We start from the raw sequence: 22,681 nt of genomic DNA on the forward strand, positions 1-22,681 counted from the left end.
TCGGCCGCCTCGGCCCGAGGTGAACTATGTCCCGTCGCGTCCCCGAGTTCGCCGTCATCACCGGGGTATTTCTCGGTCTCTCGGTCGTCGTCTCCGGCGCGGTCCTCGGGTGGAGTCTCTACGCGACTGTCGTCGTCACCGCTGTCGTCTCGTATCCCTTCGTCGCGTTCGGGATCATCCGCGACGACGACCCCGCCGCCACGATCCGCCCGCGATGGCTCCTCGCCGCCGGGAGCGTGATTGCGGCCGGCGGCGCGCTCGGGGTCCTCCTCGACGACGCGACCCCGCGCGGCGTCCTCTTCGCGCTCCTCGTCGGTGGCCTCCTTGCAGCCCCGGCAACTGGTTACGCGACGCGCTATGAGGCGAACGTCAACCCCCTCTCAGCCCGCATCACCGTCGTCGCGGGCGGGCTCCTCGGAATCGGCCTCGTCGGAACCGGCGTCCTCCTCGACGCCCCGTACGTCGGCACCGGGGCGGGCGTCGTCTTCGGCCTCGGATCGGCGCTCTACGGGACGGCTCGTGGCGTCACGTTCGATGCGCGGACGAAGCGGCTCGCCGCCGGCGCCGGTGGGGTGCTCGGCGTCTGCGTCGTCGGATTCGGTGCCCTTCAGGGCGGTTCGCTGACGCCCTGGCTGTTGGTCGGGACGTCTGTCGCGGTGGTCCCGAGTCTCTACGTGGCGTTGACGTCCGACGTCGATCGACGGTCCTCGCGGGTTCGGTGACGCTCCGCTCGCTCGCAGGACTACGCCAGCGGCGTCCGCTCGACGACCGTTCCATCGGCCGTCGGATACTGCTCGACGATCTCTCCTTCCGAGAGGTCACCCTCCTCGATCATCTCTTCGAGCAGCCACCACGCCACCTCGACGTGGTCTGACTTGACCGTGTAGAACTCCTCGGGGACGCCGAGGGCGTCGAGTTCCTCGGCCGAGATCCAGGTCTTCCCGTAGACGAGCGTCCCGTCGTCGGTCACCTCGTCGAACGGGCGGCGGATGTTCCGCGCCATCCGCTTGAGACGGTTCCGATGCTGCGCGGCGTCCTTGAACACGGAGGTACAGAAGTAGACCCGCTCGTGGTCGCCCATCGTCTCCAGAATTGCTTCTTTCGAGCCGTCGACGGCGGACATATGGCCGTCCTGAAGCTCGAAGCCCTGCTCTTGCATCCGGCGGTAGTTCCCGTCGCTCATCTCGAACTCGTTGACGTTACAGAACTCCGCCGCGCCTTCGTCGAGGAACTCCAAGAACTCCTCCTCGGCGCGGATCCCGGGAATCTCGAACGCCGGAGTGAGGCCCTCCTCGCGGGCGATATAGAGGATCTCCTCCCACTCGGTCCCGTGGAGGTCGCCCCACAGTTCGTACGGCGGGTGGAACCGGATCTCGTCGAGCCCCGCCTCCGAGAGGCGTCGCATATTCTCCCGACCGCCGGTGATGCCCGTGTAGAGGTGCGTGTGGTGGTCTTCGCCGAACTCGTCTTTCAACAGCGAGAGGTACCGCGTCGTCTTCGCCATCGCCTCCTGCGGCTCGCCTCCGGTGATCGAGGTGCCGAGCGCGCTCATCCGCTTGGCCTCCTCGATCACGTCTTCGTCGGACTCGACGAGTCGCTCGTTCGCGTAGACGTCAGTGACGTTCTTGCGGTTCTCGCCGAGCGGGCAGTAGAAGCAGTCGCGCTGGTCACAGTAACCGTAGACGAAAAGCACCATCTTTCCGCCCTTCGCGCACTGCTCACAGCCCTTCGAGATCATTCGCTTTTCCATACCGGTCCGAGACTCAAAAGTCGTGCTATGTAGAACGGCACTCGGCCGTGCGACGAGCGAGCGCGACGTCACCCGGTCCGCGCGGTTCCATCGCGGAACGAGACGCTGCCGAGCACGCGCTCGACGGTCGAGCGATCGGCCCCATCGATCACGACCACGACGACGGCGTCACGACGGGACACGTGCGTAACGTGGGTGGTCGCGGCGCCCTCGGGATCAGCGAGCACCTGTACCGTCCGTTCTCGATCCAGCACCGAGGCCGTGTAGGTACGGTCCGTGTCGTTCCCGAAGCGCGGGAACTCCGCCGATCGAGTGGCCATCCGCGCTCGCTCCGCCGCCGACATCGGCCGAATCCGGTCCGCTCCCACGTACGGCTTCTCCGGCGTGGTGTAGACGACGACGGTATCTGCGCCACTGAGGTTGCGATACGTACGGACGCGACTGGTGACGTTCACCGAGCGGTTTTCGGGATCCTCCCAGTTCGAGGTGCGGTCCCAGAACAGCCGCGTGTCGACCGGCGAGGCGTCCGCCGTCCGTTCGTAGCCCGACAGCGACAGCGTCGCGTTTCGCGTCGGCTCGTCGGTCGGCGGTGCGCCCGCACTACACCCGGCGACGAGCACGAGGCCGATCACGAGCCAGACTGTGACCTGTCGTTCCACGCGTGAGTTCGGACGCCGAGCCACAATACTTCAACGGCCGATCCGCAGCCGTGCCGCCCGTTCGACATCACCGAATCGATCTCGGCGCTCGTTCGCTCGCTCCCGAAAGCAGATATACTCCGATTACTTATGCCCCGTAGATGCTGCTGGTCCTCTGTGTCGACCTCGACGACGATCTCGGTCGCAAGACGGGGCTGGATACCCCCGTCGTCGGCCGGGACGCCGTCGAATCGGCCGCTGTGGACCTCGCGACCGCGGACCCCGAAGACTCCGACGTCAACGTCCTCTTTCAGGGGATTCACGAGTACGACGACCTCGAGGCCGACCCCGACGTCGACGAGGAAATCACGGTCGCGGCGGTCACCGGCACCCAGGCCGGTGACGTGAAAGCCAATCGCGCGATCGGCGAGGAGATCGACCGCGTACTCGCGGGGCTGTCGACCGGCGAGAACGTGAGCGCGATCGTCATCACCGACGGCGCGCAGGACGAATCGGTGCTGCCGATCGTCCGCTCGCGGGTCCCGATCGACAGCGTCCGCCGGGTCGTCGTCCGCCAGGCACAGGACCTGGAGTCGATGTACTACACGATGAAACAGGTCCTGGCGGATCCCGAAACGCGCGGGACGATTCTGGTCCCGCTCGGCATTCTGCTCCTCATCTACCCGTTCGTCACGATCGCGAGCTTCTTCGACGTCCCCGGCGCGGTCGTGCTGGGGATCATCTCTGCGCTGCTCGGCCTCTACACGCTCTTCCGGGGGCTGGGGCTCGAAGACGCCGTCGACGACACCGCAGAGCGCATCAGAGACGTGCTTTATGAGGGCCGGGTCACGCTCATCACCTACGTCGCGGCCGCCGCGCTGCTGGTCGTCGGCGGGTTCCGCGGGTACGCGCTGTTCGAGACCGTCCGCGCGAACATCGCGGACCCGACTGCCCCGATCGTACTGGCCGCGCTCGTCCACGGTGCCGTCCAGTGGTTCGCCGCCGCGGGCGTCACCTCGAGTCTCGGGCAGGTAACAGACGAATATCTCGCCGATCGGTTCAAGTGGCGCTACCTGAACGCGCCTTTCTACGTCGTCGCTATCGCGGTGGTCCTCTACGTGGTCTCCGGGTTCTTCTTACCGCGAGGTATCGACGGCGTCCAGTGGTTCTCGCTGACTGAACTCGCCATCGGGCTCACCGCGGGGACGCTCCTAGGCGTGTTCAGTACGCTCGTGTTCGCGGTGGCGGAGTCGCGGTTCCCCACGGGGCCGGAGACTGACGCGGACGCCGCGCGTGGGTGACGCTTCGGTCTCTCACCGTCTACGACGACTCCCCGGACCTCACCGCTCGCGGACGACGACGAACTCCGCCAGGTCCTGTAAGTAGCCCAGCGGTTCGCTGTCGTCGACTTCGGAGGCCTCCAGCGCGTCGAGCGCCTGACTGGACTGCTCGTGCGCCCGCTCGTTGGCTTCGACCGCAGTGAGTTCTGTGACCTGCACCAGCGACGGGCGATCCATCTCGGCGTCCTGACCGGTCGGTTTGCCCAACTCCTCGGCGTCGGCGGTGGCGTCGAGGACGTCGTCGCGGATCTGGAAGGCGACACCGACCCGTTCGGCGTACTCGCCGAATGCCTCGACGGTGAAGGGGTCGGCCTCCGCCGCGACCGCGCCAAGTTCGGCGGCCGCGCGGAACAACGCCCCGGTCTTCCGGCGCGCGAGTTCCATATACTCCGTCTCGTTCGTCGGCCGCGCCACCAACTCGGTGGCTTCGCCCTCCCCGAGTTCGACCATCGACTCGGCAACGATCTGCGTCGCCTGGTCGTTCTGTGAGAGGAGAGCGAACGCTTCGCCCAGCAGGCCGTCCGAGGCGACGATCGCGGGGCCGTACCCGTACTCAGCCCAGGCGCTCGCCGTCCCCCGACGCACGTCCGAGCGGTCGATGATGTCGTCGATGACGAGCGAGGCGTTGTGGACTAACTCGATCGCGACCGCGAAGTCGACGGCGACGTCCGGATCACCACCGCACGCTTCGCACGCGAGGACGGTCACCGCCGGACGGACGCGCTTGCCGCCGGCCAGCGCGACGTGTGCGACCTCTGCGGAGAGTTCCGGCGGATCGACGGCCTCGATGACCTCCTCCAGACGGTCTTCGACCATCGAGACCCGGCGCTCCAGATACTCCATTACGCGTCGCTGAGGATGGCGCGGCAAAAGAGGTTCCGGAAGCACTCCCGGTTTCGGACCGGAATCGGGGGTCCGTCGCCCCGGCTGGCGCGGAAGCACCGCGCGTTACTGGCCCGAACCGGGTTGCTCGTCGTCGTCGGGGAGCGAGATCAGGTTTTCGCGGCCCAGGCGGAGTTTGTCGATCCGCCCCTCGTCTGCCATCGTCGACAGGAGCTGTGAGACCTTCGCGTCCGACCAGCCCGTCTCGTCGACGATCGTCGCCTGCTTCATCCGCCCGCCGTTCTGTTCGAGCAGGTGCTCGACGCGCTCCTCGTCGGAGAGCAGCGAGGGATCGATGCGCTCGTCCTCCGCGTCCGCGTCCGCATCGTCTGCTCCACCGGCGGCTTCGCCGGTGCCAGCCGCGGTGGCGGCTTCGGCGCCCCCCGACTCACCTGTCGGTGACGACGCGTCGGCCGCGTCGGACCCGTTCGTCGGTCCGTCCGCCCGCGTGGCCTCCTCTCCGGCCCCGCCGCGGTCGTCTGGCCGCACAGTCCGCTGCCCGCGAAGCGCCCACGCGCCGGCAGCGATCGCGATCGCGACGAGTGCGCCGCCGGCGATCAGGCTCAACGGCAACTGATCCGCCGGGCCGACGGTGGAGTAGACGATCCGGAGGTCGCTGTCGCCCTCGAAGTCCGAGGGCTCGGTGAAGACGATCGCGCTCTCGCGCTGCTGGACGGCGATACTCGTGCTCGTCACGGTGTAGCCATCGGGCGGCCGGATCCGAATCGTCTGATCGGCATCGAAGATCGAGAGCCACGTCTGCCGGTCGTCGCTCTCTGCGCCCGGGAGCGAAAACACGTCTTCGAGGACGAGCGTCTCGTTGTCTCCCTCTTCGAGGAAGTTGGTCCACGTGAACGTGAGCGCGAGCGTCCCGGTCCCGTCTTCGGTGGCGACAGAGCCGCGGTACGTGACGTTCTCGATCGCCATCTCCCGTCCGGTCGCCTCACTCGCCTGCTGGCTCAGCGACTCGAACAGCATCACGTCGGGTCCCACGTTCGCCTCCTCGTTCTCGTACCGGGACGCGATTCGGCTGAACGCCTGCGTCTCGTTTTCGGTCTCGAGTGGGTATCGCATCTCGACGCGCCAGTACGCGCTCCGATCGGGCCGCAGCGCAATGTCGACGCTCGTTCGCGGGAGCGTCGACTCCTCGTCGGTCACCTGCGGCTCGACGGCGGCCCCGTCGGGATCCGCCCCCAGCGCGAGCGCTGGTGCCGGCACGATGGCGGCGGCGACGAGGAGGAGGGCCAGCCACGGCGCGGAGGTCCGCATTGGCAAGCAGTCTTCGTGGAACGCTCAAAACCCTTTCCATCACGCCACTGTCCGCCGATGCTTAGCGCGAAACCCGATCTGAGAGTCGGGCCACAGTCGTTGTGGGACCCCTCTCCTGTCAGGTGATATTGACGATCGCGCGGGATTCCGGAATGACCTCGTTTTTTGTAACGGCCGGCTGTATCTCCCGGATATGCGTGCCGTCCCGCTTACGCTCGCCGTCCTCCTCCTCGTCTCGGCGGTCGCTGGAAGCGGCCCAGCGCTCGCGCCGAACGGTCCGCCACAGCAGGTGGCTCAGGGACCGTCTCCCGACGCCGCTCTGACGCCGGCGGCCCCCGATTCGACGCCGGCGCTCGGAGCCTCGGGCGCGTCCGGTCCCCCGAATGCACAACTTTCAGGCCCCAGTGGCCCGTCCGAGCGGCTGATCAACGTCCTCGCGGTGCCCGACGGCGAGGCGACGCGGAGCACGCTCGAGACCGAGTACGTCGAACTGGGGAGCGGCCTCGGGTTCTCCGCCGACGTGACGGACGTCCGCTTGCGGACCGAGTCGGTCATCGAGCGTGTCGACGCCACAGAGACCCGCGAGGCCCGGCAGCGCTACTTGCTCCAGGCAGTCAGCGGGGTGGAACAGCGTGTGGTCGCCCTCCGCTCCCGCCAGCGGCAAGCCTTCACCGCGTACGGGCAGGGTGAGCTCCCGCCTCGGCAGTTGCTCTACGAACTCGCCCTGATCGACGCCGAGGCACGCGAACTCGAAGAGCGACGCAGTCGGCTGCAGACGCTCGCTCGCTCGACCTCGGGGTTCAGCATCTCCGCCTCCCGCTTCGGGAACATCGAACTCGAACTGAACACGCTGACCGGTCCTGTTCGGGGGTACGCGGCCGCCGTCCTCCGCGGTGAAGCGACCGCCGGTCGCTTCTTCGTCCAGACGGGGTCGAACAGCGTCGCGCTCGCGGTCATCCGCGACGGGACGTACGTCCGTGAGGTGTACCGAGGCTCGCTCCGCGGTGAGAACAGCAACTCGTTCTCGCTCGCCGAGGCCGTCAACGCCACCGAACAGGCGTATCCGACCGTGGCCGACCTCCGCCTCCGCGACGACACCCTGGGGAATCCTGATAGTGACAGCGCGCGCGTCACGATCGAGCACCGCCGCGGTCGACTCGTCGCCTTCGTCGACAGCGGGAGCAAGCGCGTCTTCCAGGAGTACCAGTACCGGCCGATCGATCAGGTGGTCACTAGGTCGCCGGCCTCGGCGACCAGAGACGCGATGACCCTGACGGCGCACCGGACGTATCCCGGCGGTCCCGTCAGACTCCAGCTCAACAGTACGGAGACCGGTGAGCCGATCGACGCCCAGATCACGGTCGGACCGGCCGGCGGCCGAAGCACCGTGGTCGGGCAGACCGGGCCGGACGGGTCGCTGTGGACGCTGGCACCGAACGGCAGCTACCAGGTGACCGCGATCGACGGGAGCGCGGTCGTCATCCTCTCGGTCCAGCCGACCTCCACGCCGGCGGTCTACGGAACGCGCAACGAGAGCAACGGGACCGGCACGGCGACTCCCGAGCGTTCGGCGTAACACTCCGGTTCCGCGGTCGCGAGGGTCCGAGCCTTCTTATCAGATGAGGCGACCAGCCCCGCTATGACTTCCCGAGCCTCGGCCCCGGTGGTCGGCGTCGCGCTGCTCCTGCTCGTCGGTGTCGGCCTCGGCGGCGTCGTCGCCGCGGGAGCGGAGGCCGTGCTGACGGCTACGGGTGGATCCTCCGGGACCGCCGCCTCGTCCGATGATGGACCGCGGACGATCGGGCTCTCGCTCACGCTCGATACCGACACCGTCTCGCTGACTCACGAGGCGGGCCCGGCGCTCGAACTGGCGGCGCTCGAACTACGTGTGACTGTGGACGGCGTTCCGCTCCGGCATCAGCCGCCGGTCCCCTTCTTCGCGGCCAGGGGGTTCCGAGCGGGGCCGACCGGGCCGTTCAACGTCGCCAGCGACGGCGTCTGGTCGGCCGGCGAGACCGGGTCGTTCCGCCTGGCAACGACGAACGCGCCGCGAGTGGCGCCGGGGCGGACGGTGGCGGTCACGGTGTCCGTCGGGGGGAGACGTGTGAGTCGCGTGCGCGGGGTCGTCGACTGACTCGGCCCCCTGGCTGCTCGTCGACCGACGTGGTCGCGTCCGCTCCGGGCCGGCTCACTCCTCAGGCGCACGGGCGATCGTCGTGATCGCTCGTGGACTTCCCGGGTAGGCCTGCTGGATGTGGTGCTCGATGTCGACGAACCCGGCCTCCTCGAACATCCGCTGGGCCTCGGTCTCGTCGTAGAACAACATAATCGCGTCCGCGAGTTCCTGGAAGACCCGGCTGTTCGGGTAGTCCGGGCCGACCACCAGAACGCGATGGCCGGGCTTGACGACCCGCCGGAACTCCGCTAAGGCGTCGACGGGGTTCGGCCAGTACTCGATCGACCCGGACGACCAGACGACGTCGAACGCGTCGTCGGCGAAGGGCAGGCGCTCCGCGTCGCCGCGGTAGAACCGCACCTTCTCCCGGGTGCCGAACTTCTCGAACGCCTTCTCCATCTGGTGACGGCTCTGATCGAGCCCGTGGATGTTGTCGGTGTAGCGGAGCAGCCCTTCGGTCGCGAAACCGGTGCCGCAGCCGACGTCGAGGACGCGGTCGCCCTGCTCGATGGCGAGCCATTCCAGCGCCGCGTCGCGCATCTCCTCGTTCCAGATGAAGGGGTTGATCTGGTCGTATACCTTCGAGAGGTACTTGTAGAACAGGCGCGCATTGGCCTTGTCTTCGAGGACTCCCATCGCGCGGTTGTACGGACGGGGGAAGCATAACGGTGCGGATCCGAGTGCACCGAGGTGCCACTTCGAGGCGTTGTCGATCGGACGTCTGCGACGGGGCCCGAGGGACGTCCTCCAACTGGCGTGCTATGCCCTCACACGGCCGTCGCTGGCCGGGGAGTTCCGCAAACACCTTATACGCCGCTTGCGCAAGGTTTCGGTGATACGAGTATGCCGAGACCAGAGGTTCTCGAACGGATCAAAACGGCCGAATCCGAAGCCGACGAGATCGTCGCGGAGGCGGAAGCAGACCGCGACGAGCGAATCGAGGAGGCGCGTCGGGAGGCCGAGGAGATCCGCAGCGACGCAGAAGCTGAGGCGGACGAGTACGAGGCGGAGCGACTCGCAGAGGCTCGCGAGGAGATCGAAGCCGAGCGCGAGGAACTCGTCGAGGAGGGCAGAGCCGAACGGAAGGAACTGGTCGCGTCCGCCGAAGAGAACGCCGACGAGGCGGTCGAATACGCGATCAGTCAGTTCGAGGAGGCGGTAAATGCTCAGACCTGAGCAGATGAGCAAGGTTTCGGTGACGGGATCAAAGGCCGTGATGAACGAGGTCGTCGAGACCGCGCACGGTCTGAATCTCCTGCACGTCACCGAGTACGACGGTTCCTGGGAGGGCTTCGAACCGGGCGATCCCGTCGAGGGCGCCGAGGAGTCTTCCGAACGGCTCGTCACCGTGCGGTCGCTCGAGAGCATCCTCGACGTCGACAGCGAAGACGCCGGCCCGACCCGGATTGTCACCGACGACGCGATCGAAGCGGAACTCGAAGAGATTCGGACCCGCGTCAACGACCTCGACGACCGGCGCGGCGATCTCCGCCAGGAGATCCGCGACATCGAAGACCAGATCGAGTCGATCGATCCGTTCGTCGATCTCGGAATCGACCTCGACCTGCTGTGGGGGTACGACACGCTGCAGGTGGCCGTCGGTGAGGGCGACCGCGACGCCATCGAACGCGCGATCGTCGACGCCGAGGACCTCCGCTCACACGAGATCTTCGCCGGCGAGGACGTCCTCGGGATCTTCGCGTCCCCCACGAGCGACGCCGACCCCGACGCACTGACGGACGCGCTGGTCAGTGCGGACTTCTCGTCGTACGAAATCCCCCAGGTCGACGGCACCCCGAGCGAGTACAAGAAAGAACTCGAACACGAGAAACAGCAGCTCGAATCGGAGCTCTCGACGGTCGAGAACGAGCTCGAATCCGAGAAGGTGGAGGCTGCGGGCTTCCTCCTGGCTGCCGAGGAGAAGCTCTCGATCGACGTCCAGAAGACCGAGGCGCCGCTGTCGTTCGCGACCACCGAGAACGCGTTCATCGCCGAGGGGTGGATCCCTTCGGAACGCTACACCGAATTCAAGGGCGCGATCAAAGACGAGGTCGGCGAACACGTCGAGATCGAGGAACTCGAGCGCGCGACGTTCTCGAAGGACGGGACCGACCACGTTCGTGAGGACGTCCCCGCCGGCGGTGCCGGTGGCGTCGAGTCGCCGGCGGCCGCCGACGGCGGTGCTGCTGACGCCGACGCGCGTGCGGACGGCGGCAGCACGGTCGTGATGGCCGACGACGAACCGCCGACCGTCCAAGACAATCCCGGTGCGGTCAGGCCGTTCGAACTCCTCGTGCAGGCGGTGAACCGGCCGAGCTACTACGAGTTCGACCCGACAGTCATTCTCTTTCTCACGTTCCCGGCGTTCTTCGGGTTTATGATCGGGGACCTCGGATACGGGCTCATCTACACCGGCATCGGCTACTACCTCTACACGAACTTCCAGGACCGCCCGGCGTTCCGGAGTATGGGCGGCGTGACGATCGCGGCCGGACTGTTCACCGTACTGTTCGGCATCCTCTACGGCGAGGTGTTCGGCCTCCACCTGATCGCGACCTACCTCTGGGAGGGGCTCATCGGGCTCTCGCACGCCCCGATCGAGAAGGGGCTCTCGCCCGCCGGCATCGACTGGGCCCGCGGTTGGCTCGTCGTGAGCGTCCTGGTCGGCATCTTCCACCTCAACGTGGCGTGGATCTTCGGGTTCTTCGAGGACCTCGAGCTCCACGATCTCCAGCACGCAGTCTACGAGAACGCCTCGTGGATTCTGATGATGAACGGACTCTGGGTGTGGGTGTTCAGCGACGCGCTCCGCTCTGTCGCTCCCGAATTCCTCTACACCACGTTCTCCAGTGAGGGCGTTCTCCCGCTCGGGTTCAACGGCTTCCCGGCGATGGAGCTGTTCACCATCCCGGGCGTCGGTCCGTTCACGCTCCCGCTCTTGATCTTCCTCGTCGGCCTCGTGCTCCTCGCCTACGGCGAACCGATCGAGGCCGTCGAGTTCCTGAACGTGCTCGTGAACGTGCTGTCGTACACGCGCCTCGCGGCCGTGCTACTCGCGAAGGCGGGGATGGCCTTTACGGTCAATCTCCTGTTCTTCGGCGTCTTCGCGACCGAATCGGCCGAGGGAGCCGAGTGGCACTTCGGCCTCGGTCATATGCCGCACGTTGGCGACACCTACCACGGCCACGAGGTCACCGAGATCCTGTTCGGCGGCCTCGTTCACGGCGACGCCGCGACGATCCTGATCGGACTCGTCGTGCTCCTGTTCGGCCACCTGCTCGTCCTGGCGCTCGGCGTCACGAGTGCCGGTCTGCAGGCGGTCCGTCTCGAGTACGTCGAGTTCTTCAACAAGTTCTTCGAGGGCGGCGGTCGGGAGTACGAACCCTTCGGCTACGACCGGCGGTTCACCACTGAGGACTGAGCCGGGTCTCCTCGACCTCCCGCCGGCCCGCTCTCCAATCGGCGTCCCGAAATCGCCGGATATTGCTCAGGCCGCGGGCCCGAACAGCCGACTCTCTGATCGGACGAATACCGGCGAATGCGGCTGTTTCGCACGGATTCTGGCGAGTTAGTTTGGGAACCTTTAAGAGTCGTCTCTGTCCAATAACGCACGTTCGGAGACGACTGATCAAGTCGAAATTCAAGACAATGTTCGAAGTACTCCTACAGCAGACCCAGGCAGCCGCACCAGCTATCGAACCGTCCGCCGCCGCCGCACTCGCGCTCGGCCTCGCCGCCTTCGGCGCAGGCTATGCGGAGCGCGGAATCGGCGCCGCCGCGATGGGCGCCATCGCCGAGGACGACAGCCTCTTCGTCAACGGTCTGATTCTGACAGTCCTTCCGGAGACGCTCGTCATCCTCGCGCTCGTCGGGTTCTTCCTGATCTAAGCGCTCTCCGCTCTTTCCATCAATGAGTTTGGACAACGTCGTTGAAGATATCCGAGACGAAGCCCGCGCGCGTGCAGAAGAGATACGTGAGCAGGGTGAACACCGCGCCGAGGAGATCATCGAGACGGCCGAGACCGACGCCGACGAGCTCCTCGAGGCCCGGAAGGAAGACGTCGAGCGCCAGATCGAGCAGGAACGCGAACGGGCGCTCTCGAGCGCGAAACTCGAGGCGAAACAAGAGCGCCTCGAAGCTCGCCGCGACGTCCTCGAAGACGTTCGATCGCGGGTCGAAGACGAGCTCGTCGACCTCCCCCGAGAACGCCGCGAGGCGCTGACGCGCTCGCTGCTCGAAGACGCCGCGCCGGAGTTCGAAGGCGAGGAGTCGGTGGCGGTCTACGGTCGCGCCTCGGACGAAGAACTACTCGAGGACCTCCTCGAGGACTACGACGACTTCGAGTACGCCGGTGAGTACGAGTGTCTCGGCGGCGTCGTCGTCGAGGGCACCGACTCCCGCGTGCGGGTGAACAACACCTTCGACTCGGTGCTATCGAGCGTCTGGGAGGACAACCTCAAGAACGTGAGCGAACTACTGTTCGACCAATGAGTACTGCCGGCGGTTCCAATCCGGAGTACGTGACAGCCCGCGTCAAGGCGCGCAAAAGCGCCCTGTACGGGGACGAGGAGTACCGCAAACTGATTCGGATGGGGCCGGCCGAGATCGCCCGATTTATGGAGGAGTCCGATTACGAGGACGAGATCAACGCCCTCGGCTCTCGACACTCCGGCGTCGACCTCATCGAGTACGCGCTGAACCGGAACCTCGCCAAGCAGTTCGACGACCTGCTCCGGTGGGCCGACGGTCGGCTCTACGACCTGATCGCGCGTTACCTGCGAAAGTTCGACGCCTGGAACGTCAAGACCGTCATCCGCGGCCTCTACTCCGGGGCCGATCGCGACGCGGTCTCCGACGACCTCATCCGCGCCGGTGAGTTCGACGACGAGTTCCTCGACCGACTGCTCGACGCACCGAGCATCGAGGAGGTCGTCGAGCGGCTCTCCGGGACGATCTTCGGCCCCGGTCTCGACGACGCATACGCCGACTACGAGGACACCGACGTCCTCGTGCCGCTCGAGAACGCGATCGATCGAACGTACTACAGTCACCTACTCGAGGGGCTCGTCGTCGACGAGGCGACCCAGCAGTACCGGGAACTGCTCGAAGCGGAGATCGACTTCCGAAACGCCCGGAACGCACTCCGACTCGCGCAGACCGGTGCCGACATCGACCCCGCCGAGTACTTCATCAAGGGCGGGTCGCTGTTCTCGGCGAGTGAGCTCGCGACGCTGGCGAAGAACCGCGACGAGCTCGTCTCGAAGATCCGCGAGTCGAAATACGGTGACGACCTCTCGGACGCGCTCGACGAACTCGAGAGCGCAGAGAGTCTCATCAGGTTCGAGCGCGCACTCGACGTGGCGCTCCTGAAGTACACGGACCAGCTCGGGCACGTGTTTCCGCTGTCGATCACTCCGATCGCCTCGTACATCCTGGCGAAGGAGCGCGAGGTCGACAACATCCGCGCCATCGCGCGCGGACGGGAGGCCGGCCTCCCGGAAGAGCAGATCGAACAGGAGCTGGTGATCCTATGAGCCAGGAGATCGCCGTCGTCGGAAGTCCGGACTTCACCACGGGGTTCCGCCTCGCTGGCGTCCGAAAGTTCGAGACCGTGGCCGACGACGAGAAGGACGAACAGCTCGACGAGGCCGTCTCGACGGTGCTCGAGGACGACGACGTCGGCATCGTGGTGATGCACGACGACGACCTCGATCACCTCTCACGATCGGTCCGCAACGCCGTCGAGACCAGCATCGAACCGACGCTGGTCACGCTGGGCGGCGGTGCGGGCGCGGGTGGCCTCCGAGACCAGATCAAACGAGCCATCGGTATCGACCTGATGGAGGAAGACTAATTTATGAGCCAGACAGAAGCAGCCGTCCGTGATGACGGCATCATCGCGAGCGTGAGTGGTCCCGTCGTGGTCGCCCGCGATCTCGATGCCCGGATGAACGACGTCGTCTACGTGGGCGACGAGGGTCTGATGGGCGAAGTCATCGAGATCGAGGACGACACGACGACGATTCAAGTGTACGAAGAGACCTCCGGGATCAGCCCGGGCGAACCCGTCGAGAACACGGGCGAACCCCTGACGGTCGACCTCGGTCCGGGCCTTCTCGACACCATCTACGACGGCGTCCAGCGTCCGCTGGACGTCCTCGAAGACAAGATGGGAAGTCCGTACCTCGACCGCGGCGTCGACGCGCCGGGGATCGAACTCGACGAGGAGTGGGAGTTCGAGCCCGAGGTCGCGGAAGGCGACGAAGTCGGTCGCGGCGACGTCGTCGGCACCGTCGAGGAGACGGTCACCATCGACCACAAGGTGATGGTGCCGCCGGACATTCTCGAGGAGGACGAGACCGCAGAAGTCGTCGCCATCGAGTCGGGATCGATGACCGTCGAGGAGACGGTAGTCGAACTCGACAACGGCGCCGAGGTCTCGATGCGACAGGAGTGGCCCGTTCGTGAGGCCCGACCGACGGTCGAGAAGAAGACGCCCCGGACGCCGCTCGTCTCGGGGCAGCGCATCCTCGACGGTCTGTTCCCGATCGCGAAGGGCGGGACGGCCGCCATTCCGGGCCCGTTCGGCTCCGGGAAGACCGTCACCCAGCACCAGCTCGCGAAGTACGCCGACGCCGACATCATCATCTACGTCGGGTGCGGCGAGCGCGGGAACGAGATGACCGAGGTCATCGACGACTTCCCCGAGCTCGAGGACCCCTCGACCGGGAACCCGCTGATGGCCCGGACGTCGCTCATCGCCAACACCTCGAATATGCCCGTCGCGGCCCGAGAGTCCTGCGTCTACACCGGGATCACCATCGCGGAGTTCTACCGCGATATGGGCTACGACGTCGCGCTGATGGCCGACTCCACCTCGCGGTGGGCGGAGGCGATGCGCGAGATCTCCTCCCGGCTCGAAGAGATGCCGGGCGAGGAGGGGTACCCCGCGTACCTGGCCGCGCGGCTCTCGCAGTTCTACGAGCGCGCCGGCTACTTCGAGAACATCAACGGGACCGAGGGATCGGTCTCGGCGATCGGGGCCGTCTCGCCGCCCGGCGGCGACTTCTCCGAGCCGGTCACCCAGAACACGCTGCGTATCGTGAAGACGTTCTGGGCGCTCGACGCCGACCTCGCCGAGCGTCGGCACTTCCCGTCGATCAACTGGAACGAGTCGTACTCGCTGTACAAGGATCAGCTGGATCCGTGGTTCCAGGACGCCGTCGCCGACGACTGGCCCGAGAAGCGCCAGTGGGCGGTCGACGTCCTCGACGAGGAGACAGAACTGCAGGAGATCGTTCAGCTCGTCGGCAAGGACGCGCTCCCCGAGGACCAGCAGCTGACCCTCGAGGTCGCGCGCTACCTCCGTGAGGCGTACCTCCAGCAGAACGCGTTCCACCCGGTCGACACCTACTGTCCGCCGGAGAAGACGTATCTGATGCTGACGACGATCAAGACGCTCAACGACGAGGCGTTCGACGCGCTCGAAGCCGGCGTCCCGGTCGACGAGATCATCGATATCGACGCCGCGCCGAAGATCAACCGGATCGGCGTCCAGGAAGACTACGAGGAGTACGTCGACGACCTCAAATCGGAGATCACCGAAGAACTCCGGAGTCTCTACTAATATGAAAGAGTACCAAACCATCACCGAGATCAGCGGTCCGCTGGTGTACGCCGAGGTCGACGAGGCCATCGGATACGACGAGATCGTCGAGATCGAGACGGCGCAGGGTGAGACCCTGCGCGGTCAGGTCCTCGAATCCTCGGACGGCGTCGTCGCCATCCAGGTGTTCGAGGGGACCAGCGGTATCGACCAGGAGGCATCGGTTCGCTTCCTCGGCGAGACGATGAAGATGCCCGTCACCGAGGACCTGCTCGGACGCGTCCTTGACGGCTCGGGCCGGCCGATCGACGGCGGCCCCGACATCGTCCCCGAGGAGCGACAGGACATCGTCGGCGCGGCGATCAACCCCTACTCCCGGGAGTACCCCGAGGAGTTCATCGAGACGGGAGTCTCGGCCATCGACGGGATGAACACGCTTGTTCGCGGCCAGAAGCTCCCGATCTTCTCCAGTTCGGGTCAGCCCCACAGCGAACTGGCGATGCAGATCGCCCGCCAGGCCAGCGTGCCCGAAGAAGAGGAGGGCGACGGCGAGGCGTCGGAGTTCGCCGTCATCTTCGGCGCGATGGGGATCACCGCCGAGGAGGCAAACGAGTTCATGGAGGACTTCGAGCGCACCGGTGCCTTGGAGCGCTCGGTCGTCTTTATGAACCTCGCAGACGACCCCGCAGTCGAGCGGACGGTCACCCCGCGGATGGTGCTGACGACCGCGGAGTACCTCGCCTTCGAGAAGGACTACCACGTCCTCGTCATCCTGACGGATATGACCAACTACTGCGAGGCGCTCCGTGAGATCGGGGCCGCCCGCGAGGAGGTCCCGGGCCGTCGTGGCTACCCCGGATATATGTACACCGACCTGGCGCAGCTCTACGAGCGCGCCGGCCGCATCGAGGGGCGCGACGGGTCTGTCACGCAGATCCCGATCCTCACGATGCCGGGCGACGACGACACCCACCCGATTCCGGATCTGACCGGCTACATCACCGAGGGGCAGATCTACGTCGACCCCGACCTCAACAGCCAGGGCCTCCAGCCCCCCGTGAACGTCCTGCCTAGCCTCTCGCGGCTGATGGACGACGGGATCGGCGAGGGCCTCACCCGCGCGGACCACGGCGACGTCTCCGATCAGATGTACGCCGCCTACGCGGAGGGTGAAGACCTGCGCGACCTCGTGAACATCGTCGGTCGCGAGGCGCTCTCCGAGCGTGACAACAAGTATCTCGACTTTGCGGACCGCTTCGAGAAGGAGTTCATCGACCAGGGCTTCGATACCAACCGCGGCCTCGAGGAGACCCTCGAGATCGGCTGGGACCTGCTGTCGATGCTGCCGAAAGAGGAGCTCAACCGCGTCGACCAGGACTTCATCGAGGAGTACTACCGCGAGGACGCTGGCGGCGAGACCGAAACCGAAGCGACGGCCGACTGAGCACCGGAACGGCGTTCGCAGATCGCACTCGCTTTGCTTTCTACCGGCCACCGTCCAACACCGTCGCGTCGGCGCTGTGGCTGATTCGGGGAGAGCCCCACCTGTTTTGTCGCTACGATCCCTCGGGTCGGTATGGAACGGAGGGCTGACGTCGACGATGGGTCCGATCGCGCTCTCGGACAGGGCTTCGAGACTGAGCAGCGAGCGGCGACCTCCGCGAGCACCGACGCCGTCGACGAAGCGTTGAAAACGCGGGCGATGGACGAGGCGCCGGTGGGCATCACTATCGCGGACGCCCGTTCTCCGGATATGCCGCTCGTGTACGCCAACGCAGCCTTCGAGCGGATCACCGGCTATTCGCCGGAGTACGCCGTCGGGCGCAACTGTCGGTTCCTGCAGGGAGAAGAAACGAGTGAGGAACCGGTCGCGAAGATGCGCGCGGCCATCGAAGCCGGTCGCGCGACGACGGTCGAAATCCGCAACTACCGCCGCGACGGAGAACTGTTCTGGAACGAGGTCACGATCGCACCGCTCCGCGACGACGACGGCGAGGTCGCGTACTACGTGGGATTCCAGCAGGACGTCACCCGCCGCAAGCGCGCCGAGCGGGCGGCCGACCGGCGTGCGGGACGGATCGAGCGGGAGCGAACGGCGCAGAACCGCCTCCTCGAACGGCTCGACGGCGTGGTCACCGACATCTCGGAGGCGGTAACACGGGCCGACTCACGTTCGGAACTCGAGCGGGCGGTCGCCGGAACGATCGACGAGACGTACGCCGGCGCGTGGATCGGGACCTACGACCCCAGCGACGAGTCGATCCGCGTCCGGAACGCCCTCGGGTCGACCGGCGGCGTCGACAGCGACAGTCGGATCCCGCTCGAGGGATCGCCGGCCGAGAGCGGCGGTTCGCTCTCCGACTCGCCCGTCGTGTCCGCGGCCACGGCCGACGCCGTCTCCGGCGCAGTCGCGGACCAGTACGTGCACATCGAACCCATCGACGGCTCGGGCGCGGACGCCGTATCAGCCGTGGCCGCCGTCTCCCTGCACTACGGCGACGCCACGTACGGGGCCATCGGTGTGTACGCTCGCGAGGATCCCTTCCACAGCTACGAACGGGCTGTCTTGACTGCCCTAGGCCGGACAGTCGCCATCGGAATCAACGCCCTCGAGAGTCAGCGAACCCTCCAAAACGAATCCGTCATCGAGGTCCGCCTCTCGATCGGCGAACATCCCCTCGTCAGCTTCGCCAGTGCCCTCTGCTGTCGGCTGTCGTACGCCGGCTCCGTCGGCGACCGCGACCGTTCCTCGATGCTGTTCGAGGTGGCGGCCACGGAGGACGACCTCGACACGGAAGCGGTTCAGGACGCGGCCTCGGCGGTCGGACCGATCCAGGTCCACAGCGTGCTCGCGGAATCCGCCGATCATCCGGTGATCGAGCTCTCACTCACCGGCTCCCGGTTCAATGGCCTGCTCGCCGAGTACGGCGCGGAACTTCGAGAGTTGACCGTCGGGAGCGGCGAGGCCAAACTCACCGCCGAAGTCGGCCGGGAGTCGCTGGCACAATCGCTCGCTGACGCGGCGACTCACCGGTTCACAGACGCGGAACTGACCGGTTACCGCCGACACCAACAGCGCAACGAGACGTCCCGGGAGTTCGTGGCCGACCTCAAAGCCGAGTTGACGGGGCGACAGCAGGCCGCACTGACGCGGGCGTACACGGCGGGGTACTTCGAGTGGCCCCACGAGGCGACGGGCGAGGAGATTGCCGAATCGATGAACATCGGTCGATCCACCTTCCACCAGCACCTGCGGGCGGCCCAGCGCAAACTCGCCGGAGCCATCATCGATCGGGAGACGTTCCGGCCACAGGGCGAGACCGACCGATAGCCCAACTGGTTGTGTATGCCGCTTACACCCTTTACCCTCCTATAATTATATGTACTATGCCACAACCTGGTAGCGAAGGAATCTGGCTATGGATCGGCACGCTCGGAATGTTCCTGGGGATGCTGTACTTCATCGCCAGGGGCTGGGGCGAAACGGACCGGCGGCGGCAGGAGTTCTACATCGTCACGATATTCATCACCGCCATCGCGTTTGTAAACTATCTCTCGATGGCGTTGGGCTTCGGGCTCACGACCGTCACGGTCGGTGGCGAAGAACTCCCAATCTACTGGGCGCGGTACACTGATTGGTTCTTCACCACGCCGCTCCTGCTCATCGACCTCGGCCTCCTCGCCGGGGCGAACCGGAACGAACTCGCCTCGCTCGTCGGCCTCGATATGCTGATGATCGGGACGGGTGCGCTCGCGACGCTTTCGGGCGGCGCCGGTGTCCTCTCCGGTGGCGCGCGTCGGATCATCTGGTGGGGCGTCTCGACGGGCTTCCTGCTCGTCCTGCTCTACATGCTGTACGGCTCCCTCGGTGACAAAGCGAGCCGGCTCTCCGGCGACGCCGCGTCGACGTTCAGCACCCTCCGGACGCTGATCGTCGTCGTCTGGCTGGTCTACCCGGTGTGGTGGATCGTCGGGACCGAGGGCCTCGGTATCATCTCGCTGAACATCGAGACGGCTGGATTCATGGTCTTAGACCTGGTCGCCAAGGTCGGCTTCGGGATCATCCTGCTGTCGAGCCGCGAGGTGCTCGACGCCGCAGGCAGCGCTTCCGGCGCTGAAGCGGCCGACTGATCGGTCCAGCCGCCGTCCTTCCGTAATCGCATCGCGAGACTGATTGTTGCGACTGGGCGCCGACGGACCGCCGCGTTCGAGGCGTCGCGTCCGGCGGCGTCCGTAACCGTTTCCCGTCGGCTACGCCAACCCTGACTCCAACCCGACGGACTGAATAATGACGACGACACTCACGTACCTCCAGTTCCACTTGGCGTTCCTGCTGCCGGCGGTGATGCTCCTTGCAGCCACGGGAGTCGTGAGCCGCGGGCGGATCCGGGAGTCAGGAACGAGCTGGAGCAGCGTCGGCCTCCGTCGGTACTGGGTCGGCGTGGCGATCATCACCGTCGTCGCGATCGCGTACACGACGCCGTGGGACAACCTCCTCATCGCCCGTGGCGTCTGGTGGTACGGCGACGGCACCACGATCGCGACCGTGGGGCACGCGCCGATCGAAGAGTACCTCTTCATCCTCGTCCAGCCGTGGCTGACCGCGCTGTGGCTCTCACACCTCTCGGTTCCCACCGAGTGGCCGGCGGCCGACCGTCCTGTCGGGAGCCGAGCGCTCGCGCTGTTGCTCGCCGCGGGCATCGGAGTCGCGGGCTGGCGGCTGCTGTCGCTGGACGCGACGTTTTACCTCGGCGCGACGCTCGCGTGGGCCGCCCCGGTCATCGCGCTCCAGTGGGCCGTCGGTGCACCGCAACTGTGGGCCCGTCGCCGACTCGTCACTGTCGGGACGCTCGTTCCCACCCTGTATCTCTGCACCGTCGACCGAGTCGCCATCGAACTCGGGATCTGGGTCCTCTCAGAGCAGTACACCACGGGGCTGTACCTCCTCGGACTGCCGGTTGAGGAGGCGACGTTCTTCCTCGTGACGAACCTGTTCGTGGTGCAGGGGCTCGTCCTGTACCGACCGGTGGTGAACGAGCTGTTGTCCGCGGAATCGACGCCGGGGGCAGCCTGGCGGAGACGACTGCGGACGCTCGGCATCGACATCGACCGGTGACGATGGCCGGACCGACACCCACAGAGGCACCCGAACGGACGCGTGTGGGTCCGGCTGAGCGTTCCACCGACGGCCACACGCCGGACTCGGTCGCCCGCGCTCCGATGCTCGCGATCGGCGGCTGGCCGGCGTGGCTCGCAATCGGCGGCGTGACCCTTCTCGCTGTGCTCGGCGCGCTCGTCGCCCCGTCGCTGTCGGTCCCGCGGTGGGCGCGGTACGCCCCGCTGGCAGTGAGTCTCGTCGTGTTCGGGCTGCCTCACGGTGCCGTCGATCACCTGGCACCCGCCCGTGTGGTCGGCGACCGGCCGACGGGCCGGTGGCTCGCCGCCGTCGGCCTGCTCTATCTGGTCCTCGGCGTCGCCTACGCCGCGCTCTGGTACGTCGCACCGGCGGTGTCCGCCGCCTTCTTCATCGCCCTGACGTGGTTTCACTGGGGGCAGGGCGACGTCTACGCGCTCGACGCGCTCGGTGCGACCCATCTCGCGGAGCGGGTGACCCGCCTCGGGACGCTCGTCGTCCGCGGTGGCCTGCCGATGCTCGTCCCGCTGCTGCGGTTTCCGGACCGCTACCGCGACGTCGTCGACGCGTGGGTCGCCCTGTTCGGCGGCGGGCTGGACGCCTCGTGGTTCTTCGCCCCCGAGACGCGGGCCGTCGTCGGAGGCGCGTTCGCGATAGTCACGCTCGCGACGCTCACGCTCGGTCGACGCCACGGCGGTAGTCCCGCGTGGCGTCGGGACGCTGCGGAGACGCTCCTGCTGTGGGCGTACTTCCTGCTCGTCCCGCCGATCGTCGCCGTGGGGATCTACTTCTGCGTGTGGCACTCGCTCCGGCACATCGCGCGACTCGTCGCTATCGATCCCGCGGCCCGGACGGCCTTCGCCGAGCGCGGGGCCGTGGCCGGGCTCCGCCGGACGGGCCGGGATGCACTGCCGCTGACCGCGCTTTCGATCGCGCTGCTCGTCGGCGTCGCGGTCGGCGTCGGCGTCCAGACTGACGTGCGAACCCTCGCCGCGCTGTATCTCGTGTTCATCGCCGTCCTCACGCTGCCACACGTCGCAATCGTGACGTGGATGGACCGGGCCGAACGCGCGGGTCTGGCCCGGCTCGCCGCCGAACAGTAAAAGGTTAACAGGCTCGGCTTACAACGAGGATTCAATGGCCGAAGACGTCAAACCCACTCGAAAGAACCTGATGGCGATCGAGGATCGGATCCAGCTCTCCGAACGGGGTCACGACACGCTCGAACAGAAGCGTGACGGCCTCATTATGGAGTTTATGGACATTCTCGATCAGGCCCAGGACGTCCGTTCCGAACTGAACGGGAACTACGAGACGGCGCAGACAAAACTCAATATGGCGCGGGCGATGGAGGGCGACGTCGCTGTCCGTGGCGCGGCCGCTGCGCTCAAAGAACACCCGGAGATCACGACCCAATCGAAGAACATTATGGGCGTCGTCGTCCCACAGATCGAGTCCTCGAAGGTCCGGAAGTCGCTCGACGAACGCGGGTACGGCCTGCTGGGCTCTTCGGCGCGTATCGACGAGGCGGCCGACGCGTACGAGGAACTGCTGGAGACCATCATCCTCGCGGCCGAGGTCGAGACCGCGATGAAGAAGATGCTCAAAGAGATCGAGACCACGAAGCGCCGCGTCAACGCGCTCGAGTTCAAACTCCTGCCCGAACTCTACGAGAACCAGGAGTACATCGAACAGAAACTCGAAGAGCAGGAGCGCGAGGAGATCTTCCGGCTCAAGAAGATCAAGAACAAGAAGGAAGAAGAGGAAGCCGAAGAGGAAAAAGAGGCCGAGGAGGAAGCGGAGGCCGAAGAGGCGGAGGCCGACGCAGAATCGGAAACGGAAGAGACGGTTTCTGCAGACGACTGAGATCGCTCCCGGCGACTGG

Annotated in this window: 22 protein-coding genes; 17 read left to right on the forward strand and 5 right to left on the reverse strand. The window is 66.4% G+C overall.

The features are described 5' to 3' along the window. Positions 1-26: 26 nt before the first annotated feature. Positions 27-722 (forward strand): hypothetical protein, encoded by a 696-nt coding sequence (locus BLU74_RS08785; protein ID WP_089766907.1) that lies wholly within the window; start codon positions 27-29, stop codon positions 720-722. Between the two features lie 20 nt (positions 723-742). Here BLU74_RS08785 and BLU74_RS08790 read toward each other — a convergent pair whose 3' ends face one another. Beyond that, positions 743-1,738 carry a radical SAM protein gene (locus BLU74_RS08790; RefSeq protein WP_089766908.1) on the reverse strand — a complete coding sequence of 332 codons (996 nt, stop codon included), beginning with the start codon at positions 1,736-1,738 and terminating at the stop codon, positions 743-745. Positions 1,739-1,818: 80 nt separating this feature from the next. Beyond that, positions 1,819-2,409, reverse strand: coding sequence for a hypothetical protein (locus tag BLU74_RS08795; protein ID WP_089766909.1), 591 nt, complete (start codon positions 2,407-2,409; stop codon positions 1,819-1,821). Between the two features lie 140 nt (positions 2,410-2,549). Between BLU74_RS08795 and BLU74_RS08800 the strand changes: the two genes are divergently transcribed. Beyond that, positions 2,550-3,689 (forward strand): DUF373 family protein, encoded by a 1,140-nt coding sequence (locus BLU74_RS08800; protein WP_089766910.1) that lies wholly within the window; start codon positions 2,550-2,552, stop codon positions 3,687-3,689. A gap of 39 nt (positions 3,690-3,728) precedes the next feature. Here BLU74_RS08800 and BLU74_RS08805 read toward each other — a convergent pair whose 3' ends face one another. Together BLU74_RS08805 and BLU74_RS08810 are read right to left on the reverse strand one after the other, a co-directional pair. After that, positions 3,729-4,571 (reverse strand): polyprenyl synthetase family protein, encoded by an 843-nt coding sequence (locus tag BLU74_RS08805; protein ID WP_089766911.1) that lies wholly within the window; start codon positions 4,569-4,571, stop codon positions 3,729-3,731. A gap of 105 nt (positions 4,572-4,676) precedes the next feature. Next, a complete protein-coding gene (locus tag BLU74_RS08810) occupies positions 4,677-5,879 on the reverse strand; it encodes a helix-turn-helix transcriptional regulator (RefSeq protein WP_089766912.1) in 1,203 nt (400 codons plus the stop codon). 193 nt (positions 5,880-6,072) lie between these two features. Here BLU74_RS08810 and BLU74_RS08815 point away from each other — a divergent pair, with 193 nt between their 5' ends. Next, positions 6,073-7,455, forward strand: a complete 1,383-nt coding sequence (locus BLU74_RS08815; RefSeq protein WP_089766913.1) for a DUF7094 domain-containing protein — start codon at positions 6,073-6,075, stop codon at positions 7,453-7,455. A 63-nt stretch (positions 7,456-7,518) separates the two neighbouring features. Continuing rightward, positions 7,519-8,013: a hypothetical protein gene (locus BLU74_RS08820; protein WP_089766914.1), complete on the forward strand. Its 495-nt coding sequence runs from the start codon at positions 7,519-7,521 to the stop codon at positions 8,011-8,013. A gap of 54 nt (positions 8,014-8,067) precedes the next feature. Here the strand turns inward: BLU74_RS08820 and BLU74_RS08825 are convergent, their stop codons facing one another. After that, positions 8,068-8,691, reverse strand: coding sequence for a methyltransferase domain-containing protein (locus BLU74_RS08825; RefSeq protein WP_089766915.1), 624 nt, complete (start codon positions 8,689-8,691; stop codon positions 8,068-8,070). Positions 8,692-8,898: 207 nt separating this feature from the next. On the opposite strand from BLU74_RS08825, the gene ahaH reads away from it, so the two are divergent. The 13 genes from ahaH to BLU74_RS08890 all read left to right on the forward strand — a co-directional run bounded on the left by ahaH (position 8,899) and on the right by BLU74_RS08890 (position 22,662). Next, on the forward strand, positions 8,899-9,231 hold the full coding sequence (gene ahaH / locus BLU74_RS08830; RefSeq protein WP_089766916.1) for an ATP synthase archaeal subunit H: 333 nt from the start codon (positions 8,899-8,901) through the stop codon (positions 9,229-9,231). Next, a complete protein-coding gene (locus tag BLU74_RS08835; protein ID WP_089766917.1) occupies positions 9,218-11,476 on the forward strand; it encodes a V-type ATP synthase subunit I in 2,259 nt (752 codons plus the stop codon). Before ahaH ends, BLU74_RS08835 begins: the two co-directional genes overlap by 14 nt. A gap of 227 nt (positions 11,477-11,703) precedes the next feature. Further along, on the forward strand, positions 11,704-11,943 hold the full coding sequence (locus tag BLU74_RS08840; RefSeq protein WP_089766918.1) for a hypothetical protein: 240 nt from the start codon (positions 11,704-11,706) through the stop codon (positions 11,941-11,943). A 22-nt stretch (positions 11,944-11,965) separates the two neighbouring features. Further along, positions 11,966-12,547, forward strand: a complete 582-nt coding sequence (locus tag BLU74_RS08845) for a V-type ATP synthase subunit E (RefSeq protein ID WP_089766919.1) — start codon at positions 11,966-11,968, stop codon at positions 12,545-12,547. Further along, positions 12,544-13,590, forward strand: a complete 1,047-nt coding sequence (locus BLU74_RS08850) for a V-type ATP synthase subunit C (protein ID WP_089766920.1) — start codon at positions 12,544-12,546, stop codon at positions 13,588-13,590. The genes BLU74_RS08845 and BLU74_RS08850 overlap by 4 nt, the downstream gene beginning before the upstream one ends. Continuing rightward, positions 13,587-13,910 (forward strand): V-type ATP synthase subunit F, encoded by a 324-nt coding sequence (locus tag BLU74_RS08855; protein ID WP_089766921.1) that lies wholly within the window; start codon positions 13,587-13,589, stop codon positions 13,908-13,910. The genes BLU74_RS08850 and BLU74_RS08855 overlap by 4 nt, the downstream gene beginning before the upstream one ends. 3 nt (positions 13,911-13,913) lie before the next feature. Further along, entirely contained in the window at positions 13,914-15,683 is a 1,770-nt protein-coding gene (locus BLU74_RS08860) for an ATP synthase subunit A (protein WP_089766922.1), read from the forward strand. 1 nt (position 15,684) lies between these two features. After that, positions 15,685-17,106, forward strand: a complete 1,422-nt coding sequence (locus tag BLU74_RS08865; RefSeq protein WP_089766923.1) for a V-type ATP synthase subunit B — start codon at positions 15,685-15,687, stop codon at positions 17,104-17,106. A gap of 132 nt (positions 17,107-17,238) precedes the next feature. Next, complete coding sequence (locus BLU74_RS08870; protein ID WP_089766924.1) at positions 17,239-18,993, forward strand: PAS domain-containing protein; 1,755 nt, start codon at positions 17,239-17,241, stop codon at positions 18,991-18,993. A gap of 56 nt (positions 18,994-19,049) precedes the next feature. Continuing rightward, a complete protein-coding gene (locus BLU74_RS08875; RefSeq protein WP_089766925.1) occupies positions 19,050-19,793 on the forward strand; it encodes a bacteriorhodopsin in 744 nt (247 codons plus the stop codon). A gap of 157 nt (positions 19,794-19,950) precedes the next feature. Continuing rightward, positions 19,951-20,778 carry a lycopene cyclase domain-containing protein gene (locus BLU74_RS08880; RefSeq protein ID WP_089766926.1) on the forward strand — a complete coding sequence of 276 codons (828 nt, stop codon included), beginning with the start codon at positions 19,951-19,953 and terminating at the stop codon, positions 20,776-20,778. 2 nt (positions 20,779-20,780) lie between these two features. Beyond that, a complete protein-coding gene (locus tag BLU74_RS08885; protein WP_217635354.1) occupies positions 20,781-21,899 on the forward strand; it encodes a Brp/Blh family beta-carotene 15,15'-dioxygenase in 1,119 nt (372 codons plus the stop codon). Between the two features lie 34 nt (positions 21,900-21,933). Continuing rightward, positions 21,934-22,662 (forward strand): V-type ATP synthase subunit D, encoded by a 729-nt coding sequence (locus tag BLU74_RS08890; protein WP_089766927.1) that lies wholly within the window; start codon positions 21,934-21,936, stop codon positions 22,660-22,662. The last annotated feature ends 19 nt before the right edge of the window (positions 22,663-22,681 follow it).

The sequence above is a fragment of the Halobellus clavatus genome, from assembly GCF_900107195.1.
GTDB lineage: Archaea > Halobacteriota > Halobacteria > Halobacteriales > Haloferacaceae > Haloquadratum > Haloquadratum clavatum.

Excerpts from the sequence above, each read along its gene's own strand:
- BLU74_RS08785 (WP_089766907.1), top strand. The coding sequence starts at position 27 with ATGTCCCGTCGCGTCCCCGAGTTCGCCGTCATCACCGGGGTATTTCTC.
- BLU74_RS08790 (WP_089766908.1), bottom strand. The coding sequence starts at position 1,738 with ATGATCTCGAAGGGCTGTGAGCAGTGCGCGAAGGGCGGAAAGATGGTG.
- BLU74_RS08800 (WP_089766910.1), top strand. The coding sequence starts at position 2,550 with ATGCTGCTGGTCCTCTGTGTCGACCTCGACGACGATCTCGGTCGCAAG.
- BLU74_RS08805 (WP_089766911.1), bottom strand. The coding sequence starts at position 4,571 with ATGGAGTATCTGGAGCGCCGGGTCTCGATGGTCGAAGACCGTCTGGAG.
- BLU74_RS08810 (WP_089766912.1), bottom strand. The coding sequence starts at position 5,879 with ATGCGGACCTCCGCGCCGTGGCTGGCCCTCCTCCTCGTCGCCGCCGCC.
- BLU74_RS08815 (WP_089766913.1), top strand. The coding sequence starts at position 6,073 with ATGCGTGCCGTCCCGCTTACGCTCGCCGTCCTCCTCCTCGTCTCGGCG.
- BLU74_RS08820 (WP_089766914.1), top strand. The coding sequence starts at position 7,519 with ATGACTTCCCGAGCCTCGGCCCCGGTGGTCGGCGTCGCGCTGCTCCTG.
- BLU74_RS08825 (WP_089766915.1), bottom strand. The coding sequence starts at position 8,691 with ATGGGAGTCCTCGAAGACAAGGCCAATGCGCGCCTGTTCTACAAGTAC.
- ahaH (WP_089766916.1), top strand. The coding sequence starts at position 8,899 with ATGCCGAGACCAGAGGTTCTCGAACGGATCAAAACGGCCGAATCCGAA.
- BLU74_RS08835 (WP_089766917.1), top strand. The coding sequence starts at position 9,218 with ATGCTCAGACCTGAGCAGATGAGCAAGGTTTCGGTGACGGGATCAAAG.
- BLU74_RS08840 (WP_089766918.1), top strand. The coding sequence starts at position 11,704 with ATGTTCGAAGTACTCCTACAGCAGACCCAGGCAGCCGCACCAGCTATC.
- BLU74_RS08845 (WP_089766919.1), top strand. The coding sequence starts at position 11,966 with ATGAGTTTGGACAACGTCGTTGAAGATATCCGAGACGAAGCCCGCGCG.
- BLU74_RS08850 (WP_089766920.1), top strand. The coding sequence starts at position 12,544 with ATGAGTACTGCCGGCGGTTCCAATCCGGAGTACGTGACAGCCCGCGTC.
- BLU74_RS08855 (WP_089766921.1), top strand. The coding sequence starts at position 13,587 with ATGAGCCAGGAGATCGCCGTCGTCGGAAGTCCGGACTTCACCACGGGG.
- BLU74_RS08860 (WP_089766922.1), top strand. The coding sequence starts at position 13,914 with ATGAGCCAGACAGAAGCAGCCGTCCGTGATGACGGCATCATCGCGAGC.
- BLU74_RS08865 (WP_089766923.1), top strand. The coding sequence starts at position 15,685 with ATGAAAGAGTACCAAACCATCACCGAGATCAGCGGTCCGCTGGTGTAC.
- BLU74_RS08870 (WP_089766924.1), top strand. The coding sequence starts at position 17,239 with ATGGAACGGAGGGCTGACGTCGACGATGGGTCCGATCGCGCTCTCGGA.
- BLU74_RS08875 (WP_089766925.1), top strand. The coding sequence starts at position 19,050 with ATGCCACAACCTGGTAGCGAAGGAATCTGGCTATGGATCGGCACGCTC.
- BLU74_RS08880 (WP_089766926.1), top strand. The coding sequence starts at position 19,951 with ATGACGACGACACTCACGTACCTCCAGTTCCACTTGGCGTTCCTGCTG.
- BLU74_RS08885 (WP_217635354.1), top strand. The coding sequence starts at position 20,781 with ATGGCCGGACCGACACCCACAGAGGCACCCGAACGGACGCGTGTGGGT.
- BLU74_RS08890 (WP_089766927.1), top strand. The coding sequence starts at position 21,934 with ATGGCCGAAGACGTCAAACCCACTCGAAAGAACCTGATGGCGATCGAG.